The organism is Pseudomonas sp. P116 (genome assembly GCF_020149425.1).
GTDB classification, from domain to species: Bacteria; Pseudomonadota; Gammaproteobacteria; order Pseudomonadales; family Pseudomonadaceae; genus Aquipseudomonas; species Aquipseudomonas anatoliensis.
The window spans coordinates 68,182-86,531 of record NZ_JACVHB010000006.1; the positions used below are offsets into that span (position 1 = coordinate 68,182).

Consider the following 18,350-nt stretch of genomic DNA (forward strand, 5'->3'; position numbering starts at 1 on the left):
GCTTGTCGTAAGACTACGGTTGAAGAGATGGCGACAGCGGCGACACCGGCGACACTGCACGTAGAACGTAGCCTGGAGCATGGCGACAAAAGTGGCGACAGTCGCCACTTCTTGCGCGTTTTGGCCGTGATGCTTGACCGCCTTTTCGAGTCGGTATAAAAATTGGCGCACGGATCGCTGTCGTTGACAGCACCAGCCCAGGTAGCCAGAACCTTTAAGGCTACGCCACTTAATGTGGTGGTTCTTCCGAAGTGCGATTAGCGTCCGGCGGCTCGCACGGTCACTCCCCAAGAGTGATGGATGCCTACTCGACTGATCTGCCCACTGCGGCAGACGATGGACCTTCCTCGCTGCACTGCAGCAACCTCACCTCTCGGCACACTTCGCTGCGCCAATCCGCGCCCGTCTCTTTCTCCTTGAAAGAGACGGGCGCTCGTACCACTGCTGCAAGCCACGTCGTACAAGGCATTGCCGCAACTCTCCTCGTGACAATCGGCCTGACAAATCCGATTCGTCGCCATCCGCAATAACACAGGCACCGGTGCCGCAGCCTAAGGAAAGGCTGCACCTGACTGACAGTCAGGCATGCCCCAGGTGTCCAGGTCGTTGCCTTCTCCCACTCAGGATCTCCAGGTGCCGAACTCGTCAGTCGGCACAGCCTCCACCCGCCCGTGTCTTTGGATACGTCAAGGAGGTCAGGTTCATGGGGTCATGCCCTCGCTCCCGGCCGTAAGGAGCCGTGCGTTCCACGTCAGTGAACACCTCACAGGCCGCAGGGGCCTTGATCCCTGATAACACTCAACAGGCGTGGCGGGACTACGTGAGGACAACCAGCAATTACCGAGGAGAGGGCCCATGCAGCAGTTAGATCCGAAGCTTGAACTACCACGACCGCCTCGACCGCTGATTGAGTCAAACCCCGTGGCCGAGCCTTATCCGGTCCAGGCACTGGGTGGAATTCTTGGGCCTGCGGTTGAGCGCATGGCCGAGGTCATCGGCGTGCCCCAGGCACTGGCCGCACAATCGGTCTTGGCTGCCTCGGCGCTGGCCACTCAAGGTCATGCGGGCTTGCAACTCGATGGACGAAATTACCCCCTGTCGCTGTTCCTGATTACAGTGGCCGCGTCAGGTGATCGCAAGACCGCGGCAGATCGTTTTGCATTGCTGCCAGCACGGCTATGGGAGCGTGAGCAGTGGCAGCGCTACCGTGAACAACTCGCCCGGTACCGTGTCGCGCAGCGACAGGCGCAGCGTATCAACCCTCGCGATCCCGACCCCACAAACGGCGTACCGCTTGAAGCGGAGCCCTCTGCACCTAGGCTGATCACCACGGATCCGACTATCGAGGCCCTGATCAAGGGACTCTGTCATGACTTGCCGAGCATGGGCCTGTTCTGTGACGAGGGGGGACAATTCCTCGGGAGCAGCACCATGAGTCGAGATAACCGTTTGAAAGCGGTTACGACCTTGTCGTCACTCTGGGACGGCAGTCCGATAGATCGCGCGCGGTCCATGGTGGGTGAAAGCTTGCGAGCTTACGATCGACGCTTAAGCCTGCACCTGATGCTGCAACCGTATCTAGCCATGCAGTTACTCAGTGACCCGTTGCTGCAGGGGCAAGGCATTCTCGGTCGCTGCCTCATGACCTGGCCCACCAGCCTGGCCGGACAACGCAGTTACCAGGCTGTCGACTTGTCCAAAGACCCCGCCCTAAAGCGATATCACCACCGTCTTTCGGCCCTGTTTCATCAGCCTTGGTCGCTTTCCGCTGACGGTGCCTTGCGGCTGTCACCGCTGAGCCTCAGTCCACTGGCTCGTCGTCGCTGGATTGATCTGCATGATGCCATCGAGGCCCAGTTGGGTGAGTTTGGCGAGTTGGCCAGCGTACGGCCTAGCGGATCGAAGGCCGCCGACAACCTGCTGCGCGTCGCCGGCAATCTGGCAGTCGTGGAGGAGAGCAGCGTCGTGGAGGTCGATCATATCCAACGGGCCTCGGCCTTAGTCGGCTATTACCTCACCGAGATCCAGCGCCTGACCGAGCAGGAACCGGTGTGCCGGGTTAAAGAGGAGGCAGACCGGCTGCTGCGCTGGCTGCAGGTCAAAGATTGGAAGCGCTTCAGTATTCGGGAGCTGAATCGCAATGGTCCCCGATTTGCCCGTAAGAGCAGTCGTCATGCCGCCAAGCTGTTGGTCGAGTTGATTGATCATCAGTGGCTGAGCACTGACGGTTGTACCTTCGAGGTGCGCCATGTTCAATCTTGATGAAGCGCTGCGCAACCACCTGGCTCAGCGCCAAAAGGAGCCGAAAGCGCGGTTTGTCGCCGTGACTGTCGCCACTTTGTCGCCACGCTCAAAGCCAGGCAGGACAAGGGTTGTCGCCGGTGTCGCCGGTGTCGCCACCCCCCATAAAGCTATCACCTCGCCGACAGCCATCATCCAATGGTTGAAAGAGGAGGGCGCGCATCTCTACGTCTCCGATAACAGGCTGTGTTTTCGTCCGACGGATTGGGCCCAGCTCGCCATCGTGAGTGCGCACTGGCAAGCCCTTTTGCATGATCTCGCTGCAGTCGATCAGGAACAGAAAAATGGCTCGGGTCGGTAAGCGAGCGGGACGTAATTTTGGCTTCGGTCGCCAGCTCAGCTATGCCGGACCGCAAGCGCTGAAAGATCTGTTTGGCGACGGCCATTTTGCTACCGTCAAAGCCCATAGCGATCGCTGGCAGGCATTCGTGCGTTGGTGTCGATCCGAGGAAGGGCCAAGGCTCAATGACGCGCGACAGATCGACCGCGAGATCCTTATGCGGTACGCCTTCCATTTGCGCGAGCAGGTTGATCAGGGCAACGTCGGCATCGCCACCGCGCAGAACCGCCTGTCCAGCGTGAACCGAACGATGGCCGCGCTGCGCGGTGATCAGTACGTCAAAATCCCCAGTCCGAGCAAGGCGCTTGGCTTGCAGCGCTCAGGTGTGCGTAGTGAGGCCCCGCAAGGCCAAGACCGTGTCCAGGTCGAGTTGATTGCACAGGCGTTGTCAGAGCGAGGCCAGCAATCGAGGGTGAGTGCCATTGTGCTCCTTGCTCGGGAGACCGGCATGCGCCTGCGTGAAGCGATCTTGGCGGACTTGCCCCGGCTGCAACGTGAGGCTCGGCAACTGGGCAAGATCAATATCCAGGACGGCACCAAAGGCGGTCGATCAGGCGCATCGGCACCGCGTTGGATTGCGGTCACGGATCAAGTTCGTGGCGCCCTCGACAGGGCCAGCGAGGCTTCACCCAAGGGCAGTCGGAATCTGTTAACACCTGATGAAAGCTACAAAGATTTCTTACAGACAATCGTGCGACCGGCACGGGACATCCTGCATGAGCATGGATTGAAAGGCTTTCATGAACTGCGGGCGGCTTACGCCTGTGAGCGCTATGAGCAACTGACCGGCTTCTCCGCGCCCATCAATGGCGGTCGTGGTCATCGAGAGGATCGAGCACTCGATCAGCGTGCACGCCAGCAGATCAGCCACGAGTTGGGGCATAACCGCATCGACGTGGTGAGTGCCTACATCGGAGGTCGTCGATGAAGTCCGAGTTCGATATGGCGTTGTTTCTGAGTCCCGTGCTCAAAGGTGCGCATGCCACGCGGCAGCGGCATATCAGGCAGGCAGAAAGGATGCACGAGGCGATTCGTGAGCGCTGGAGTTGTGCGACCCCCTGGTCCTGGAAGGAAAAGCACACCAGATGGTTTTTAGAGCACTATCTGCGTTGCTCAGCACCAGCGACCGTCTATTACTATGAGTTAACAGCAGGGCTGATCCGCCGCAGAAAGGCGCAACTCGTGGTTGTCTGATAGACGCTTTTAAGTGTGAGCCCCTGAGTATGGGAATGCGGAGCCTTCCCATACTCAGGGGCTTGGCCGAAGAAGCGCAGGCATGCGGCAGATTTAGCGACAGTCGCCACTTCAGTCGCCCTGCTGCACGACACGGATTGTCGGCGGCTCAGCGTATCGGCACGACGTTACGGTCCCTAGTTTGATTGATGGCGGATGCCGACAGGCTGCCGGTGGCTGCCTTCTGGATATGTTCACTCCACCAGGCCATCATCGGACGCCGGCGTTCGATGTAATCCGCCCGGTTGTAGGCGCTTCGAACTTCGTCTTTATCGACATGCGCCAGCGCGACTTCGATCAGCTCTGGATCCCATCCATGCTCGTTCAGGATTGTGCTGGCCATGGAGCGCATTCCGTGGCTGACCAAGCGGTCCTGAAAACCCATGCGTTTCAACGCCATGTTGGCTGTTTGGCTATTCGCGTGGGTGCGCGGGTTTCTATCTGACGGGAACACATATTCCCTGTGGGCGCTATGGGGCTTGAGCGTCTCCAATAACGCGAGTGCATGTTCGGTCAGCGGGATGGTGTGCGGACGACGCTTTTTCATTCGCTCCGGAGGGATGGTCCAGAGGCGTTTGTCGAAGTCGATATCTGCCCATCGGGTGGTCGCCGCTTCGGAGGGGCGGGTCATGGTGTGCAGCTGCCATTCGATCAGGCAGCGGGTCGTCCGCTTGATGCTGGCGTTCGCGATTTCCATCATGAGCTCGGGAAGCTCATCAGCTGGTAGCGCGGCCATGTTCTCTTTTTTGGGTTTCTTGAAGACCGCTCGAATGCCGCTGAGAGGGTTGGCAAAGATCATTCCGGAATTGACCCCGTAGGTCATGATCTCGTTAAGGCGCTGGCTTATCCGCTTCACGGTCTCGAGGCTACCTTTGGCCTCAATCGGCCGAAGGAGCTTGATGACCATCGGGGCATTCACTTCTGATAGCGGCGTTGATTTCATGCTCGGAAATACATGCAGCGTGAGTGAGCGCCAGATGTCTTCGGCATACGCCGGGGTGACGGAATCCTTCTTCAATTCGAACCACGCGGTGGCTACGTTCTCGAACGTATGTTCCGTTTCCGCTCGTTTGGCTTCCTGCAATTCATTACGCTGAGCTTTGGGGTCGATGCCCTGTGCAAGCAGCTCTCTAGCCTCAACTGTTTTCTTCCTGGCTTGCGCAAGAGAAACCTCGGGATAAGAGCCGAGTGCCATGTTGATTCGATTCTTGGTGACGGGATGCCGGTAGTTGAAATTCCACTGCATCGAGCGATTGACTCTGACACGGAGCTGAAGCCCGTCGCCATCGGTGAGGACGTAATCCTTGTCTCTCGGTTTGATCGCCTTGAGCTGGCGGTCGGAGAGGCGGGTGGTTTGAGCGCACATGAGAAGTACTCCATGACACTTTTTGGTATTCCCAAGATTAGCCCTGGGTAGCCGGGAATACCATTGGGAATACCAAATCGCCTGGAACTCTAAAAACCTCGAAAGCCCCCAATAGCCCTGAAACCCCCGTATTTACTGGATTTCAGGCACAAAAAAAGACGTCCGTGGACGTCTTTAGATGATGAAGTGGTGGAGCCGGGGGGATTTGAACCCCCGTCCGCCAGTACTCCGCTGTCGGTACTACATGCGTAGCCGTTTCTATTAAGTTAACCCTCAGCGACCCGAAGGGCAGGGTGCTTTGGGCGAGTTGTGTAAGTTTTAGCCGCTTCGTCCACAACGTACTGCACGGCGATTCTGTTCTATATGACAATCATTTTGGGTTTACAGACATCCCCTGATGATTGCTGGACCCGAAGGTACCAGAAGGGAAGGCTAAGGCTGCTTACGCAGCGAGAGCGTATTCCCCGTAGGTTTCGTCATTGGCAACTATAAGAAGTTGCAACAGTGGATTTACGAGTTCTGTTACCAACTCGGCATGCACCTAAAGTTTCGCAACCGGCGTCGAATCCTAAACGGCCCCGAACTCATTGCTCTGTACATCTTGGTGAGCAACAAGCCTGCGCAGTGTACGCCAATCGGCGTGTAAGGCCAACCCGAAGGTTGGCCTTGAGGTATGTCAGTTACGTGTTGGGTTACGGATCTGCATTTTCGTCATGAGGCCCGAGGTGATCTCCACGCAATCCTTGTCGTTGCCGGCCGCTTGAGCCGCCAGGGCTTTTTCCTGATCCGCCTTGATGTTGTTCATGGATGTTTCAGGAAGGGATGGCTGACTGGTGACGAAGTCTTTGATGGCTTGAAGATTCCCGGCACAAAGGTCTTTGTCTGCCGCGAACACCGGCGACGTCAGCAGGGCACCAGCGATGAACAATCCAGCAATTGCAGAATGCTTCATGGGTATCTCCTTGAACGGTTGGTCTCGGTGCTGCCGGACGATCTGGCGGCGATGCCGAGTTCGTATCAGGCCGCGTTCGTTTCGGGCCTGTTCAATCGACCGCGACGACACGCAGGAATTCGGTTTTTTTTACATCTGGTATTGAAATGCCATTCCCTTCGAATAACCGGTTAGGCCGACCGGAATAGATCGGCTTATGGTTGTTTGGCGTCACCCGAGGACTTATCGATTTCTAGAATGATTTGCGATGTTTCCGCAAGACAGTCGTCGATCCTGCCCTGAGCCTTGAGGGCTTGGGCTTTGCTCACGCTGGCCGAGACGCGCGCATTCAGAGCCGGCGACGTCTGGTATTGCGACTTGGAGTTGTTGATTTTCTGCAAATTCGCTTCGCACAGGTCGCCAGGCTTTGAGTCGGCGAACGAAGTGGAGGCCATCATCGAGGCAGTAACGAACAGACCTAGCAGTACAGAATGCTTCATTTTTTTCTCCTTGCACTGAGGAATCCGGACTTCGCTGACCGTGAGAACGGGCCATCGAAAGGAGGACAAACCCCGATTATTCGGGGCTTGTTCAGTGGACTACCGTCTCGCTCAAGGGTTCTGATTTTCTTCAGCAGGCCCTCGCTTGAGTGACCCGATCAACCAGATAAACCAGGCTGTGATAGTCGATTCCGCCATGTTGTGTCAGCCCGATTTCGCACGTGCGACTCGTGGAAATCCCCTCACTGCAATGCTGCACCGCGTCCTTGAGTGTGCGCAGCGAGTGGCTGTTCAGTTCCGGCGTGGTAAAGCCCTTGTCCCCCGCGAAACCGCAGCAATGAATGCCTTCCGGAATCACCACGTTGTTGCTGCATTTGCGCGCCAGATCAATCAACGCCTGGCTCTCGCCCAAATGCTGAGTGCTGCACGTCACGTGAACGGCAATCGGTGCATCCTGAGGAGTGAAATCCAGCCGGTCGAGCAGATGCGTACGAATGAAACGCACTGGGTCGTACAGATCCAGGCGAACATCTCCCACGTCCTGCACCAGCCGCAGCGTGCACGGACTGGTGTCGCAGTAGATCGGATCCAGTCCGCCGCGACTGGCGTGGAGTAGCGCGCTGATCAACTCCTGACGCTTATTTTCGGCCTGTTCGGCATAGCCTTTGGAGGCGAACGGTTGGCCGCAGCAAAGGCTGTCCTGATTGTCGGGAAAGACCACTTGGTAACCGGCTTTTTCCAGCAGCCCACGGGTTTTGTCGTACAGCGACATCTGCTCTTTGTCACCCGCCGCCGGCCCCATGACCCGCGAGACGCACGCTGCCAGATAAACCACGCGCGGACGTTCGTCCGACACGCTCGGACTGAAGCGAATGGCTCTCTCCGGTTGCGGCATCGCGTTTGTCCACAACGGCACCTGTCCCTTGGACAATCGGGTCAGGCTCGCTGATAACTTCGCCAGACGCGGCGCGCCCATCAGCATTCGCGCGCCGTTGGCCACATGCAGAGTAAAGCGCGCGCCTTGCAGCGTCTTGGCGAAATTTCCTTCGATCCAGTCGGCGGTTTTCTTGTGCGTTGCGTGTCGGCCGCGAAGCTTTTTCACCAGCTCGCCGGTATTGATGCCTACAGGGCAGCGTTGCGCACACAATCCGGTGGCAGCGCAGGTTTCGATGCCTTGGTACTCGTAGGCTTTCTCCAGTTCAGTGGTGTCGATGCCTGCGCGTTTTTTCGCCTGAATATCGCGCCAGATCACGATGCGCTGGCGCGGGGTCAGGGTCAGGCCTTTCGACGGGCAAACCGGTTCGCAGAAGCCGCACTCGATGCACTTATCGATAATCTCGTCAGCCGCCGGCAGCGGTTTCAGATGCTTGAGGTGGATCTGCGGATCTTCGCTGAGCACCACGTCCGGGTTGAGAATACCGTTGGGGTCGAGCAGGCGTTTGAGCTGCCACATCAGTTGGTAGGCGTCGCTGCCCCATTCCAGCTCAACAAACGGTGCCATGTTGCGTCCGGTGCCGTGTTCGGCCTTGAGCGAGCCGCCGAACTCCACCGCCACCAGTTGCGCGACATCGTCCATGAACGCTTGATAGCGTGCGACTTCTTCCGGGTTGTTGAAGCCTTGGGTGAAGACGAAGTGAAGATTGCCTTCCAGCGCATGTCCGAAAAGGATCGCCTCGTCGTAGGAATGTTTTTCGAACAGTTCGATCAAGCGGTTTACGCCGATTGCCAGTTGTTCAACCGGGAAGGTCACGTCCTCGATGATCACCGTGGTGCCGGTTTTACGTACGGCGCCGACGGCGGGGAAGGTGTCCTTGCGGATCGCCCAGAGGCGGGCGTTTTCAACTGGGTCTTCGCTGAAGTCGACCTGCTTTTCTACCGGGAAGCTGCTGATCGACGCCATGATCTGCGCCAGTTGTTCCTGTAGCAGCGTGGAAGAGGCGGCGCGGGATTCGATCAGCAGGGCGCAGGCATTGTTCGACAGCTGCTGTACGAAAGCGGGCATGCCCGGTTTGTCCTGCACCGAGCGCAGGCTGCGTCGATCCAGCAGCTCTACCGCTGACACTGGCTGGCTTTTCAGCACGGTGACTGCGTTGCAGCAGGTTTCCACATCCGGGAACACGATCAGCGCTGAAGCCTTGTGCGGATGATCGATGACGGTGTCGTAAGTCACCGCGCTGATAAAACCGAGCGTGCCTTCGGAGCCGACCAGCAGGTGGCTCAAGATATCCACAGGCTCGTCGAAATCCACCAGGGCGTTGAGCGACAGGCCTGTGGTATTTTTCAGACGATATTTGTGGCGGATTCTGGCAGCCAGTTCGGCATTGGCGCGGGTCTCGCGGCTCAACGTCGCCAGGCGTTCAAGCAGATCACCATGGCTTGCACGAAACGCCGCGACGCTGGCGGCGTCTTCAGTATCAAATCGCGTGCCGTCGGCCAGTACCAAGCGGATGCCGGCCAGTGTGTGATAAGTGTTTTGTGCGGTGCCGCAGCACATGCCGCTGGCGTTGTTGGCGACGATGCCGCCGATTTTGCAGGCGTTGATCGAGGCCGGGTCCGGGCCGATCTTGCGTCCGAATGGCGCCAGCCACGCGTTGGCCTGTGCGCCGATCACCCCCGGTTGCAGACGGATTTGCGTGCCTTGGCCGCGTATTTCGCGAGCGTTCCAGTTATCCCCAAGCACGATCAGCACCGAATCGCTGATCGCCTGCCCGGAGAGACTGGTGCCGGCCGCGCGAAAGGTCACCGGTACGTGATCGCGCTGCGCCAATTGCAGCAGCGTTACCACTTCATCTTCGGATTCAACGCGGATCACCAGCTGCGGAATCAGTCGATAAAAACTGGCGTCGGTGCCGAAAGCCAATGTCGACAGCGGATCGTCGAAGCGGCGATCCGCCGGAATCAGTTGTTGCGCATCACGCAGGAAATTCGCCGGAAGCGTCATTGGTCCTCCAGGATCAAAACCACCAGGTCTTTCGGACCGTGGGCGCCGTAGGCCAGCACTTGCTCGATGTCAGCGGTTTTCGACGGGCCGGACACCAGCAACGCGTTGGTCGGCATGCCTTGGGCCCAGTTGAATTCCTGCTGCACTTGGTAGAAGTTGTCGCGGATTTCGCTGGCCTTGAGCATGGCGAAATGTACGGGCGGTACCAGGCTCATCAGGCGCGGTTCTTCGCGGGTTGGCCAGAGAATCAGGCTGCCGGTGGCGGCAATGGCACCCAGGGTGCCGGTGAGGCTGGCCGGGGTGTCGTTGAACAGCTCGGCTTTCCATTCTTCCATCGGCCGGTCGTAGGATTTCAGTGCCGGCAGATCAGGATTGTTCGCCCAGTGTTCAGTGATTTTTGCACCGTGTGGCGTAGTTGGTGCGATCAACAGGCTCGGCAGCTGACGGTCGTGCAGCAATTGTGCGAGCAGTGCAGGCCATTCTTCGCCAGATGTCAGATGAATCTCGGTATGGACCGCTTCCATCAATTTGCGCAATTGCGGAATGCGCTGTTCGGCGCTGTAGGTGTACGGCTGAGTTACCAGTTCTACATCGAAATCGTCAGCAATCGGCGTGGCGCCGGTCAGACTTTTCCGCAGTTTGGCGAGGATATTTTGCTTGGCGCTCATCAGCGGTCTCCCTGTTTGGCCAGATGCTCGCGGGCCATGTCGTGCAGTGAGCGGGCGGCGGGTTTGGGTGCGCTGTGATTCTGCGTCCATGGGCCGACATTGTTTGGCGTGAGGGCGCGCAAGCGCGTGGCGAAAAAGCCGAACAGCCGATACAACGTTGGCGAGCTATTGAGCCTGGCCCATGCGTTCCAGATAAAGCGTTCCTTGCGCGAATACTTGCTGCCCTGACCGCGCATCACTTGATGAGGGCTGTCCGGGGCTTTGACGTTTTCTTCGCGTAGGCGACGTAGCAATGCGGGGATAGGAATTTTTACCGGACACACTTCACCGCAGGCACCGCACAGCGAAGACGCACTCGGGTGATCCGGCACCTTGGCCAGACCGACCATGTGTGGGGTGATGATTTTTCCTATAGGGCCGGGGTAAACCTCCCCATAGGCGTGGCCGCCGATTCGCGTGTAGACCGGGCAATGATTCATACAGGCGCCGCAGCGAATGCAGCTCAGGGTCTGGCGCAATTCGCTGTCGGCAAAGGCCTGGCTGCGACCGTTGTCGAGCAGCACCAGATGCACTTCTTGCGGGCCGTCGAGTTCATGCTCCTTGCGCGGGCCGGAGATCATGTTGACGTAAGTGGTGATCGGAATGCCCAGCGCCGAACGGGTCAGCAGCGATAACAGCGGCACCACGTCGCGCAGGTTTTCGACGACTTTTTCGATGCCGGTGACGGCGATGTGCACCGGCGGCACGGTGGTAGTCATCCGGCCGTTGCCTTCGTTTTCCACCAGCAGCAGGGTACCGGTTTCGGCCACGGCGAAGTTGACGCCGGAAACGCCGATGTCCGCTTCGAAGAATTTCTGCCGCAAGACTCTGCGACCGATCTGAATGAGTTGGTCAACGTCCTTGGTGTATTCCACGCCAAGTTTGTCGTGGAACAAGGACGCGACCTGACCGGCATTCTTGTGGATCGCCGGCATAATAATGTGTGAAGGCTTCTCTTGGTCGAGCTGGACGATGTATTCCCCCATGTCGGACTCCAGACATTCAATGTCTTGAGCCTCGAGGAAATGGTTCATTTCCATCTCTTCGCTGACCATCGATTTGCCCTTGATCACTTGCCGCGCCTCGTGAGCACGGATGATCGATAAGACGATGCCATTGGCCTCGTCCACCGTTTCCGCCCAGTGCACTGTCACACCGTTGCGGGTCAGGTTCTGTTCCAGTTGCTCGAGCAGGTCGGGCAACTTGGAGAGCGCGCGGGCTCTGATCGAGTTGCCCAGTGCGCGCAAATGTTCTCTTTCGTGGGCATCGCCAAAAGCCGCTGCCCGCTTGGTCATCAGTGAATCCATGGCAGTGCGGAAATTGTTCCGTAACTGCGGGTCACCCAAAGCGTTGTGCGCCCGGGTGCGGAAATCTTCTTCTACGGCGACCGTAGGAATAATCGCGGAAGTGCTCATTGCGCACCTCCGGTTCTTTGCCACAGGAAACTGGCCAGATGTTGGCCGCGCAACGCTTCCTGTTGTTTCTCCAGCGAGCCGTTGATGTTCATCAAACAGCCGCAGTCAGCACTCAAAATCCTGTGTGCGCCGGATTCCTTCAACGCCCGGGTCTTGTCAGCCACCATCGCGCCGGAAATATCTGGCATTCGGACGCTGAATGTCCCGCCGAAGCCACAGCATTCGCTTTCGTGATCGTGGTTGACCCGTTCCACATTGCTCAACTGCGCCAACAACTCGCGGCCGTGCAGGTGGGTGTTCATCTCGCGACGCGCAGAACACGACGTGTGCAGCGCGACTTTTACCGGCTCGCCGCTGTCCTTGAGCTGCACCTTGCAGACGAACAGCAGGAACTCTGCCAATTCGTAGGTTCGTGCCGCGAGGGCCTGAACCAGTTTCAGAGTCTCTGGCTCGTCCTTGAACAAGTCGGCGTAGTGTTCGCGCAACATCCCGGCGCAGGAACCCGATGGCACCACCACCGGATAATCCCCGGCGAACAGCGCCAGCTGCGAGCGCGCCACCGTCCGCGCCTGCTCGGTGTAACCGGAGGTGTAGGCCGGTTGTCCGCAGCAACTTTGCCCTTGCGGGTACTCGACCCGAATCCCTTCGCGCTCCAGCAAGTGGATCGCGTCCATTCCGGCTTCGGGGTAGAACAGGTCGACCACGCACGTACCGAACAGGTAGACCCGCGACGGTTTCTCGCTGGGGTATTGCCGAGGTTCGGGCAGTGGCGGTGCCACGCGGGTCGCGTTCGGCACAGCGTTGTAAAAAAGCTCGCTCATCAGGCGTGTCTCCGGGTTGTCCCGGTTATCCGTCCGCTGAGGCTGCTGAATATAAAGAGCGTTGCTTTCAGCAGCCTTACAGACCGGGTTGTGAATTGCTGACGCCGGAATCACGAACCGGCGTCGGTTATTTCCATGTTGCTTGTAGTCTTCTTGTAGGTTTAGTGCACCAGCATGCCGGTGAGCCAGTAGGCTTGCGCCAGCGTGATCAGGCCGACAATCGTTGCAAAGAATAGGCTGTGCTTGAGGGTGAAGCGGAACAGATCCGACTCTTTACCGACCAGGCCGGTCGCAGCGCAGGCCACAGCAATGGATTGCGGCGAGATCATCTTGCCGGTGACGCCGCCGCTGGTGTTTGCCGCAACCAGCAGAGTGTCGTTGACGCCGATCTGGTGCGCGGTGGTGGCTTGCAGCGAACTGAAGAGGGCGTTGGACGATGTGTCGGAACCGGTGAGGAATACGCCCAGCCAGCCCAGGAACGGCGAGAAGAACGGGAACGCTGCGCCGGTACCCGCCAGCACTAGAGCCATGGTCGAGGACATGCCGGAATAGTTGGTGACGAACGCGAAAGCCAGCACCATGCCAATCGACAGAATAGGCCAGCGCAGTTCGTAGAAGGTCTCTTTCAAAGTGGTCAGACCAGTTTTGAAATTGATCTTCAGCACCAGCATCGAGATCAGTGCGGAGAAGAAAATCGCCGTGCCGGTCGCGGAAATCGGGTCAAGTTTGAACACGGCTGGAATGGCGGTCGGAGCGGCCACGATCGGTGCAGTCTTGATCACCAATTGATCAAGGTGCGGAATCGCGAAGTTGAACACCCACGCGTACATCGAGCCACCAGCGGCGAACATGGCTTTGAAAGGCTTGAGCGTCCAGATCGTCACCAGCACGGTGAGGATCAGGAACGGCGACCAGGCGATGAAAATCTCCCAGAGGCTGTAAGGGGAAACCGCGGTGGCGCGCTTCTGGCCGAAACCGCCGACGCTGCCGGTGATGGCGGCGCTGGAAGTCGCGCCGGCGATTTGCGCGCCAGCGGTACGTTTTGGCTGCCAGATTTTCAGGAACAGGGTCAGGGAGATCAGGCTGGCCAGGGCCGAGGTGATGTCCGGCAGTTCCGGGCCGATGAAGTTCGAAGTGAAGTACTGAGTAATGGCAAAGCTCAGGCCCGCCACCAGTGCGGCCGGCCAGGTTTCACGCACGCCGCGCATGCCGTCCATCATGAACACCAGCCAGAACGGCACGAATAGCGACAGCAGCGGTAGCTGGCGACCGGTCATGGCGCCGATTTTGAAGGCGTCGATACCGGTGACCTGGCCGGCCACGATGATCGGAATCCCCAGGGCGCCAAATGCAACCGGCGCGGTGTTGGCGATCAGGCACAGGCCTGCGGCATACAGCGGGTTGAAACCCAGGCCTACAAGGAGTGCAGCGGTAATCGCGACCGGCGCACCGAAACCGGCGGCACCTTCCAGGAATGCACCGAAGCAGAAACCGATCAGCAGCACCTGCAGGCGCTGGTCATCAGTAATCGACAGTACGGAGCTGCGAATAACTTCGAACTGACCACTTTTGACTGTCAGCTTGTACAGAAACACCGCCGCGACAATGATCCAGGCAATCGGCCATAAACCATAGGCAAAGCCATAACCGGCAGCGGCAAACGCCATGTCGACCGGCATCTGGAAAGCGAAAATGGCCACGGCGATGGACAAGGCGAGCGTGATGCTACCGGCCACATGACCTTTGAGGCGGAACACCGCCAACGCGAGGAAGAAGAAAACGATGGGAATGACGGCCGCGAGTGCGGAAACGCCGAGACTGCCGAGCGGGCTATAGATCTGTTGCCAGGTTTGCATATGGGGTGGCCCCTAATTGTTGTTGGTCAGGCACTGTCAGCGTTCTTGGTTAATTGGTAAGACCAATTTACAATCGCTGTTGGCTAGGGTAAAAGCCTTGATGCGGGTGTGTCAATTTGTCGCCCTGAAACTTTTGTCGAATAAGCGGTGCAGAAGTCATCTGATCCGTTCGAGCGAGCGTTTTCTGGTAGGTGTCGTGATGGCGCCGATAGGCCAGAATAGAGAGCCCGGCGAGCGGTCGGGCTCGTGGAGAAGTGAGTTATGGGGTTTGATCAGATACGTCAGCGCCGTTTGTCTGACGATATTGTCGAGCGGCTCGAGGGGATGATCCTCGAGGGCACGCTGAAGTCCGGTGAGCGGCTGCCGGCTGAGCGCACGTTGGCTGAGCAGTTCGGGGTTTCGCGTCCATCGTTGCGCGAAGCGATTCAGAAGCTGGCCGCAAAGGGTTTGCTGATCAGCAAGCAGGGCGGTGGCAACTATGTGGTGGAATCGCTGGGTTCGACGTTCAGCGATCCGCTGCTGCAACTGCTCGAAAGCAATCCGGAGGCGCAGCGCGATTTGCTGGAGTTCCGGCATACCCTGGAGGCATCGTGCGCCTATTACGCTGCATTGCGCGCAACTGATGTGGATCGCGAACGGCTGACTGCGGCGTTCGAAGAGTTACAGGACTGCTATTCGCGTCATGACGAAGTGAGCCGGGCGGAAGAGGGTGCGGCGGATGCGAAGTTTCATCTGGCGATTGCCGAGGCCAGCCACAACGCCGTGTTGTTGCACACCATTCGTGGGTTGTTCGATCTGCTCAAGCGTAACGTCGTGACCAACATCGGCGGCATGTATAAGCAGCGCACGGAAACCCGCGACATGCTGATTACCCAGCATCGGGAATTGTATCTGGCGATTATTGAGGGGCGTGCGGAGCAGGCACGGGAGGTTTCCAGTCGCCACATTTTGTATGTGCAGGAAGTGCTGGAAGAGGTGCGGCAGGAAGTTCAGCGCATGGCTCGGGCTGAGCGGCGCAAGGGAATGTGATTTTTTAAGCAAAAGATCGCAGCCTGCGGCAGCTCCTACACGGGGATTCGTATTTCCCTGTAGGAGCTGCCGCAGGCTGCGATCTTTGCTTTTGGGGGGAAGACTAGTCTTCCTTGCCCTTGTTACGCACCGCGCGCTGCAACTCACGACCGGCGTCGCGTTCGCGCTCTGTATCACGCTTGTCGTATTCCTTCTTGCCCTTGCCCAAAGCAATCTCGCACTTGACCATGTGCTTGCTCCAGTACCAGGACAGGCATACGCAGGCGTAACCCTTTTGCTGCACTGCCGCGGCGAGTTTTTCCAGCTCGCGGCGGTTGAGCAGCAACTTGCGCGTGCGCGTCGGGTCAGCGATGACGTGGGTGCTGGCGGTCATCAGAGGCGTGATGTGACTGCCGAGCAGCCAAGCCTCGCCATCCTTGAGCAGCACGTAACTGTCGACCAGTTGCAGCTTGCTTGCCCGCAGACTTTTTACTTCCCAGCCGGCCAGGACCAGACCAGCCTCGAACTTATGCTCGATGAAGTAATCGTGTCGCGCCTTTTTATTCTGCGCGATGGTCCCTGTTGGGTGTTTCTTCTGTTTAGCCATAGGGGCGGCATTATATGGAGATAAACGGCTGTCGGCTACGGTGATGCTGCGTGCTTGAGCAGGTTGAGTGAATCCCGGACAATGCGGCCTCTTTTTCTAACGCTTGGGCGTGATAAACGATGTCGACAGACAAGGTTTCTGTCCACGGCAGTTGGGCTAGCCGCTGGGTATTCATACTCGCCGCGACCGGTTCGGCCGTGGGACTGGGTAGTATCTGGAAGTTTCCGTACATGGTCGGAGTCTACGGCGGCGGCGCCTTTGTGCTGATGTTTCTGGCATGTATCGCGTTGATCGGGATCCCGGTCATGTTGGCTGAAACCCTTATCGGCCGCCGCGCGCGGCAGAGTCCGGCCAATGCTTTGAAGGTGCTGGCGGTGGAAGCCGGGCATTCGGGCAAGTGGTCGTGGGGGGCCTTCGCCGGGATGATCACGGCGTTGTTGATCCTGTCTTTTTATAGTGTGGTCGGCGGCTGGTCGCTGGACTACATCATCGATATGGGCCGTGGCGACTTTCAAGGTGCCACGGCCGCTCAGGTCGGTGCCTACTTCGGCAATGTGATCGCTGATCCGTGGCGCCTGACACTTTGGCACACGATTTTTATGCTGCTTTCAGCGCTGGTGATCGCCAAAGGCGTGGTCGCCGGGCTTGAACGCAGCCTGCGAATCATGATGCCGTTGCTGTTTGTGATGATTCTGGTGCTGCTCGGCTACAGCATGACCACCGGGCATTTCATGGAAGGCGTGCATTTCATGTTCGACTTCCACCCGGAAAAAGTCCTCGACGGATTGCTCCCGGCGATGGGCCATGCGTTCTTTTCGCTGAGCGTGGGCGTCGGTTCGATCATGATCTACGGCGCTTACATGCCGAAGAATTCATCGCTCTCTGGCACGGTCGTCGGTGTGGCGCTGCTCGATACGTTTGTATCGCTGGTGGCTGGTCTGGCCTTGTTTCCGATCGTGTTCGCCGCGGGCCTGAACCCGAGCGAAGGCCCTGGCCTGATGTTCGTCAGTCTGCCATTTGCCTTTGGTAACGTAGCGTTCGGTCAGTTGATGGGGGTAGTGTTCTTCGTACTGGTGGCGGTTGCCGCCTGGAGTTCGGCGATTTCCCTGCTGGAGCCGATGGTCGCGTACCTGGTTGAACGCACGAAAATCAGCCGCGCCTGGGTCACATTCTGGTTGGCTTTTACCTGCTGGTTCGTCGGTTTGGGCACTGTGTTTTCCTTCAATATCTGGAAGGAAGCCAAGTTTTTCGTGAACGAAGGCGGGATGTTCCATCTCTATCAATGGGGTGCGGCAAGCGGTCTGGACTTCTTCGGCGTGATCGATTTCTTCACCTCGCGGATCATGTTGCCACTCGGTGGTTTGTGTTTCGTGTTGTTTGCAGGCTGGGTGATGGGCCGTGAAGCGGTGCGCGACGAATTGTCGATCCGCAATCCGGCGCTGTTCGCCCTGTCCCTGTTCCTGATGCGCTATGTGGCGCCCATCGGCATTCTTGTAGTGTTTGCCGCTCAGCTCTGGAAGTAACGCTTACATGACGACACATATTCAACGATCGGCGCTGCTGCCGTACCCGGCGCAATTTCTCTACGACCTGGTCAATGACGTGGCGCGTTATCCGGAATTTCTGCCGTGGTGCTCGTCTGCCGAGGTGCTGGAGAGCTCGGCTGAGCATATGCGTGCAAGCGTCGGCGTGGCCAAGGGCGGCCTCAGTCAGCATTTCGTGACGCGCAATACGCTGGTGCCGGGGCAATCGATCGAGATGAATCTCGAAGAAGGCCCGTTCAATCAGTTGCACGGCGTCTGGGTATTCAAGGTGCTGAACGAGAAGGCCTGCAAGATCAGCCTCGATCTGTCGTTCGACTACGCAGGGCCGATTGTGCGTGCCACGCTGGGGCCGCTGTTCAATCAGGCTGCGAACACGCTGGTGGATGCATTCTGTCAGCGTGCCAAACAGATGCATGGTTGAGTCGGTGATCGAAATAGAGGTCGTGTATGCGGCCGTTGATCGTCAGGTCTTGCGCACGGTCAGTGTTCCCGAAGGGGTAACGGTGCGTGATGCCTTGCTCAAGTCCGGAATTGGCGACGAGTTCCCTGAGCTTGATCTGGCCGAATGCCCGGTAGGGATCTTCGGCAAAGTAATCGCTGATCCAGAGGTTCGCCTGATTCGGGCGGGGGAACGCATCGAAATTTACCGGCCGTTGCTCGCCGATCCGAAAGAGGTGCGGCGCTTGCGTGCTGCCAAGGCAGCTGAGGCGAAAGCTCGAAATCAGTAAGAAGCCAAACGGCAGACAATAAAAAACCCGGAATTTCCGGGTTTTTTATTGC

Annotated in this window: 17 protein-coding genes and 1 other RNA gene; 8 read left to right on the plus strand and 10 right to left on the minus strand. The window is 58.2% G+C overall.

Annotated elements, in window-relative coordinates; genetic code table 11:
* The first annotated feature begins 855 nt into the window (after positions 1-855).
* The 4 genes from ICA15_RS20455 to ICA15_RS20470 are packed head-to-tail and all read left to right on the plus strand — an operon-like array spanning position 856 to position 3,835.
* A complete protein-coding gene (locus ICA15_RS20455; protein ID WP_102717864.1) occupies positions 856-2,262 on the plus strand; it encodes a YfjI family protein in 1,407 nt (468 codons plus the stop codon).
* Positions 2,249-2,602: a hypothetical protein gene (locus ICA15_RS20460; RefSeq protein ID WP_065909783.1), complete on the plus strand. Its 354-nt coding sequence runs from the start codon at positions 2,249-2,251 to the stop codon at positions 2,600-2,602. Before ICA15_RS20455 ends, ICA15_RS20460 begins: the two co-directional genes overlap by 14 nt.
* A complete protein-coding gene (locus ICA15_RS20465) occupies positions 2,586-3,569 on the plus strand; it encodes an integrase domain-containing protein (protein ID WP_102717863.1) in 984 nt (327 codons plus the stop codon). Before ICA15_RS20460 ends, ICA15_RS20465 begins: the two co-directional genes overlap by 17 nt.
* Positions 3,566-3,835, plus strand: a complete 270-nt coding sequence (locus ICA15_RS20470; RefSeq protein WP_102717862.1) for a hypothetical protein — start codon at positions 3,566-3,568, stop codon at positions 3,833-3,835. Before ICA15_RS20465 ends, ICA15_RS20470 begins: the two co-directional genes overlap by 4 nt.
* Before the next feature lie 148 nt (positions 3,836-3,983).
* On the opposite strand, the gene ICA15_RS20475 is transcribed toward ICA15_RS20470, so the two are convergent.
* The 9 genes from ICA15_RS20475 to ICA15_RS20515 all read right to left on the minus strand — a co-directional run bounded on the left by ICA15_RS20475 (position 3,984) and on the right by ICA15_RS20515 (position 14,411).
* On the minus strand, positions 3,984-5,240 hold the full coding sequence (locus ICA15_RS20475) for an integrase domain-containing protein (RefSeq protein ID WP_210554490.1): 1,257 nt from the start codon (positions 5,238-5,240) through the stop codon (positions 3,984-3,986).
* Between the two features lie 187 nt (positions 5,241-5,427).
* Positions 5,428-5,820, minus strand: a transfer-messenger RNA (tmRNA) gene (ssrA, locus tag ICA15_RS20480).
* Positions 5,821-5,916: 96 nt separating this feature from the next.
* Complete coding sequence (locus tag ICA15_RS20485) at positions 5,917-6,192, minus strand: hypothetical protein (RefSeq protein WP_150617082.1); 276 nt, start codon at positions 6,190-6,192, stop codon at positions 5,917-5,919.
* Between the two features lie 194 nt (positions 6,193-6,386).
* Positions 6,387-6,671: a hypothetical protein gene (locus tag ICA15_RS20490; RefSeq protein ID WP_210554491.1), complete on the minus strand. Its 285-nt coding sequence runs from the start codon at positions 6,669-6,671 to the stop codon at positions 6,387-6,389.
* 130 nt (positions 6,672-6,801) lie between these two features.
* A complete protein-coding gene (locus tag ICA15_RS20495; RefSeq protein ID WP_210554492.1) occupies positions 6,802-9,612 on the minus strand; it encodes an FAD-binding and (Fe-S)-binding domain-containing protein in 2,811 nt (936 codons plus the stop codon).
* Positions 9,609-10,280 (minus strand): lactate utilization protein C, encoded by a 672-nt coding sequence (locus tag ICA15_RS20500; RefSeq protein ID WP_210554493.1) that lies wholly within the window; start codon positions 10,278-10,280, stop codon positions 9,609-9,611. Before ICA15_RS20500 ends, ICA15_RS20495 begins: the two co-directional genes overlap by 4 nt.
* Positions 10,280-11,734: a LutB/LldF family L-lactate oxidation iron-sulfur protein gene (locus ICA15_RS20505; RefSeq protein WP_210554494.1), complete on the minus strand. Its 1,455-nt coding sequence runs from the start codon at positions 11,732-11,734 to the stop codon at positions 10,280-10,282. The genes ICA15_RS20500 and ICA15_RS20505 overlap by 1 nt, the downstream gene beginning before the upstream one ends.
* On the minus strand, positions 11,731-12,555 hold the full coding sequence (locus tag ICA15_RS20510; protein ID WP_150604103.1) for a (Fe-S)-binding protein: 825 nt from the start codon (positions 12,553-12,555) through the stop codon (positions 11,731-11,733). Before ICA15_RS20510 ends, ICA15_RS20505 begins: the two co-directional genes overlap by 4 nt.
* A gap of 161 nt (positions 12,556-12,716) precedes the next feature.
* Positions 12,717-14,411: a lactate permease LctP family transporter gene (locus tag ICA15_RS20515; protein ID WP_047299695.1), complete on the minus strand. Its 1,695-nt coding sequence runs from the start codon at positions 14,409-14,411 to the stop codon at positions 12,717-12,719.
* A gap of 261 nt (positions 14,412-14,672) precedes the next feature.
* Between ICA15_RS20515 and ICA15_RS20520 the strand changes: the two genes are divergently transcribed.
* A complete protein-coding gene (locus tag ICA15_RS20520; RefSeq protein ID WP_150604102.1) occupies positions 14,673-15,440 on the plus strand; it encodes an FCD domain-containing protein in 768 nt (255 codons plus the stop codon).
* A gap of 103 nt (positions 15,441-15,543) precedes the next feature.
* On the opposite strand, the gene smpB is transcribed toward ICA15_RS20520, so the two are convergent.
* Positions 15,544-16,026 carry an SsrA-binding protein SmpB gene (gene smpB, locus ICA15_RS20525; RefSeq protein WP_007900551.1) on the minus strand — a complete coding sequence of 161 codons (483 nt, stop codon included), beginning with the start codon at positions 16,024-16,026 and terminating at the stop codon, positions 15,544-15,546.
* A 119-nt stretch (positions 16,027-16,145) separates the two neighbouring features.
* On the opposite strand from smpB, the gene ICA15_RS20530 reads away from it, so the two are divergent.
* Genes ICA15_RS20530 through ICA15_RS20540 form a run of 3 tightly spaced genes read left to right on the plus strand, consistent with a single transcriptional unit; the run spans position 16,146 to position 18,298 of the window.
* Positions 16,146-17,549 (plus strand): sodium-dependent transporter, encoded by a 1,404-nt coding sequence (locus ICA15_RS20530; protein ID WP_042557576.1) that lies wholly within the window; start codon positions 16,146-16,148, stop codon positions 17,547-17,549.
* 7 nt (positions 17,550-17,556) lie between these two features.
* Complete coding sequence (locus ICA15_RS20535; RefSeq protein WP_150604100.1) at positions 17,557-17,991, plus strand: type II toxin-antitoxin system RatA family toxin; 435 nt, start codon at positions 17,557-17,559, stop codon at positions 17,989-17,991.
* Positions 17,984-18,298 (plus strand): RnfH family protein, encoded by a 315-nt coding sequence (locus ICA15_RS20540; RefSeq protein ID WP_210554495.1) that lies wholly within the window; start codon positions 17,984-17,986, stop codon positions 18,296-18,298. Before ICA15_RS20535 ends, ICA15_RS20540 begins: the two co-directional genes overlap by 8 nt.
* The last annotated feature ends 52 nt before the right edge of the window (positions 18,299-18,350 follow it).